Source organism: Thermohalobaculum sp., assembly GCF_058622915.1.
In genome coordinates this window covers 1-2588 of the sequence record NZ_JBZSYN010000170.1, presented here as the reverse complement: position 1 = coordinate 2588, position 2588 = coordinate 1, and the positions used below count along the sequence as shown (strand labels likewise).

Below are 2588 nucleotides of genomic sequence, written 5' to 3'. Positions count from 1 at the left end.
GCAGGCCGAGGTGATCGAGTAGTTCACCCCCTTGATCCGGAACGGCGTGGCCAGCGTCGCCGAGTTCGTCGACGACATCGCCTTGGGCACCGCGAAGGGGCCGATGCGCTTGGTGCTGCCTTTCTCGAGCACGATCTGGTGCGCCTCGAACAGACTCCGGGTCGAGGGTCCGCCCGAGCCCATCACCAGCCCGGTGCGCTCTTGGCTGACCTCCGCCTCGCCCAGCCCGGCGTCGGCGATCGCTTGGGTCATGGCAATGTAGTTCCAGGCCGCGCCGTCGCCCATGAAGCGGCGCACGCGCTTGTCCACCAGCGCCTCGATGTCGACATCGGGCTTGCCGTGCACCTGGCAGCGGAAGCCGCGCTCGGCGTATTCCGGCGCGAAGACGATGCCGGAGCGGCCCTCGCGCAGCGACGCCGTCACCTCCTGGGCGTCCCCGCCGATCGAGGAGACGATGCCGATTCCGGTTATCACCACGCGGCGCATTTTCCCTCCAGTCCGGCCCCCTCCTAGATCCCGTGCCCCGGGGGCCTCGTCGGGGCGGGCCTCAGCTGAACAGGCCGACCCGCATCTCGCGGGCGGTGTAGATCACCTCGCCGTCGGCCTCGAGATGGCCGTCGGCGATGCCCATCTTCAGCTTGCGGTCGATCACGCGCCTGAGGTCGACGGTGTAGCGCACCAGCTTGTTCGCCGGCGTCACCATGCCCGAGAACTTGACCTCGCCCACGCCCAGCGCGCGGCCGCGTCCCGGCATCCCCAGCCAGCCGAGGAAGAACCCGGTGAGCTGCCACAGCGCGTCGAGACCGAGGCAGCCCGGCATCACCGGGTCGCCCAGGAAGTGGCACTCGAAGAACCACAGATCCGGCCTGACATCGAGCTCGGCGACCACCTGGCCCTTGCCGTCGGGGCCGCCGTCGGCGGTGATCGAGGTGATGCGGTCGAACATCAGCATCGGCGGTGCCGGCAACTGGGCATTGCCGGGGCCGAACAGCTCGCCCCGGGCGCAGGTCATGAGGCCCTCGAAGTCATAGCTGCTCTGCCGCTCGGTCATCTGACGCATCCCCGTCGCGCTTCAGGTTGTCGTTCCCTAGCACCCTGCGGCGGCGGCAGACAAGACGCATGGCGCGCGCGCCCTGCGCCGGGGGCTGGCGAAACCCCCCCGGAGTGGTTTAATAAGGGGCGAAGCAGCGATCGGGAAACGAGGCCGAGATGTCCGAAGCAGCGCAAAAATCCAGCGCCGCCATGCAAGGTGAGCGCGCGGACCGCTGGCTCGCCGGAGGCGACCTTCGGCCGACGCGCCAGCGCGTGGCGCTGGCCAGGCTTCTGGTGGGGGATGGCCGCAACCGGCACGTCACCGCCGAAAGCCTGTTCGAGGCGGCGCGCCGGGCGGGCGTGCAGGTCTCGCTCGCCACCGTCTACAACACGCTGCGCAGCTTCACCGATGCCGGACTGCTGACCGAGATCCCGCTTGAGGGCACGCGCACCTATTTCGACACCAACGTCACCGACCATCCGCATTTCTTCTGGGAGGACGAGGGCCTTTTGACGGACGCGCCGCACGACGAGCTGCGCTTCGAGCAGCTCCCGAGCCCGCCCGAGGGCGCCGAGATCGCCAAGGTCGACGTGGTGATCCGGCTCAGGCGGCGCTAACCGCCGAAGGTCTCGCCCGGGTCCACGCCCCAGATCGCCGTCTTCGGCACCCAGCCGGTGATGCCTTTGGCCTCGACCTCGCACCAGTCGGGCCGGCAGCGCAGGAGCGAGGCCACGACGCCGCGCTCGGCCTTGGCCGTGGGGTGCGCGGTCTGGTTGGGCTCCTCGCGGAAGGTCACCTTCGCCGCCGTCACCAGCGCGGTGCGCTGCGAGCGCAGCAGCGCGTGGTAGACCCAGCCCCCCGCGTCGTCCGAATCGACGATGCGCCGCCACTGCCCGTATTCGTCGACGATGCGCACCGGCAGCCCGGCGCGCTGGAATACCCAGTCGATGCGGTAGTCGAGCCCCGGCCCGCGCCGCGCGTTCACCTTGTCCGAGCGTAGCGAGACATAGCGCGGCAGCGGCAGCTTGGTGACCGGGCCGACCGAGTCGTCGGTGGTGCCTCGCACCGCGCCCGGCTGCACTGCCATGAGCAGCGCCACGCAAAGCGCGCGGAGGATGCGAAATCGCGCCATGCCCTTGTGCCTCGTGCCGGCGCCCTCTTGCCGGGGCGCACCGTCCTGCTCGGCGCGGCGATTTGTGCTTCAATCGCCGCGGCGCAGACCTTATCACGGGCTGAGCGTCGAGCGAAAAGGGAAATCACCTCATGTCCCGCAACCGCGTCGCGGTCGTCGTCACCCGCAAGCTGCCCGAGATCGTCGAGACGCGCATGCGCGAGCTGTTCGAGGTCCGGCTCAACGAAACCGATGAGCCCATGACGCCCGAACAGCTTGCCGAGGCCATGCAGAGCGCCGACGTTCTGGTGCCCACGCTGACCGACCGCATCGATGCGCGGCTCCTCGCCCGCGCCGGTGAGCAGCTCAAGCTGATCGCCAACTATGGCGCCGGCATCGACCATGTCGACGTCGAGACGGCGCGCAGCCGCGGCATCCTGGTCT

The 2588-nt window shown here is 69.5% G+C and carries 4 protein-coding genes and 1 pseudogene; 2 read left to right on the top strand and 3 right to left on the bottom strand.

Annotated elements, in window-relative coordinates; all coding sequences use genetic code 11:
- Window positions 1-486 (bottom strand): beta-ketoacyl synthase N-terminal-like domain-containing protein (locus AC32QD_RS12965; protein ID WP_492010924.1); only part of this gene is annotated, 486 nt, incomplete at its 3' end.
- Window positions 487-547: 61 nt separating this feature from the next.
- Window positions 548-1051, bottom strand: a complete 504-nt coding sequence (gene fabA, locus AC32QD_RS12960) for a 3-hydroxyacyl-[acyl-carrier-protein] dehydratase FabA (protein ID WP_492010923.1) — start codon at window positions 1049-1051, stop codon at window positions 548-550.
- Window positions 1052-1209: 158 nt separating this feature from the next.
- On the opposite strand from fabA, the gene irrA reads away from it, so the two are divergent.
- On the top strand, window positions 1210-1650 hold the full coding sequence (gene irrA, locus AC32QD_RS12955) for an iron response transcriptional regulator IrrA (protein WP_492010922.1): 441 nt from the start codon (window positions 1210-1212) through the stop codon (window positions 1648-1650).
- On the opposite strand, the gene AC32QD_RS12950 is transcribed toward irrA, so the two are convergent.
- The gene (locus AC32QD_RS12950; protein WP_492010921.1) at window positions 1647-2165 is read right to left on the bottom strand and encodes an SH3 domain-containing protein; all 519 of its coding nucleotides are present in this window, start codon (window positions 2163-2165) and stop codon (window positions 1647-1649) included. The genes irrA and AC32QD_RS12950 overlap by 4 nt on opposite strands.
- Before the next feature lie 131 nt (window positions 2166-2296).
- Between AC32QD_RS12950 and AC32QD_RS12945 the strand changes: the two are divergent.
- Window positions 2297-2588, top strand: a pseudogene (locus tag AC32QD_RS12945) (D-glycerate dehydrogenase); the annotation flags it as partial.

Bases quoted from the DNA above. Each gene is read 5' to 3' on its own strand.
- AC32QD_RS12950 (WP_492010921.1), bottom strand. From the start codon at position 2,165: ATGGCGCGATTTCGCATCCTCCGCGCGCTTTGCGTGGCGCTGCTCATG.
- irrA (WP_492010922.1), top strand. From the start codon at position 1,210: ATGTCCGAAGCAGCGCAAAAATCCAGCGCCGCCATGCAAGGTGAGCGC.
- fabA (WP_492010923.1), bottom strand. From the start codon at position 1,051: ATGACCGAGCGGCAGAGCAGCTATGACTTCGAGGGCCTCATGACCTGC.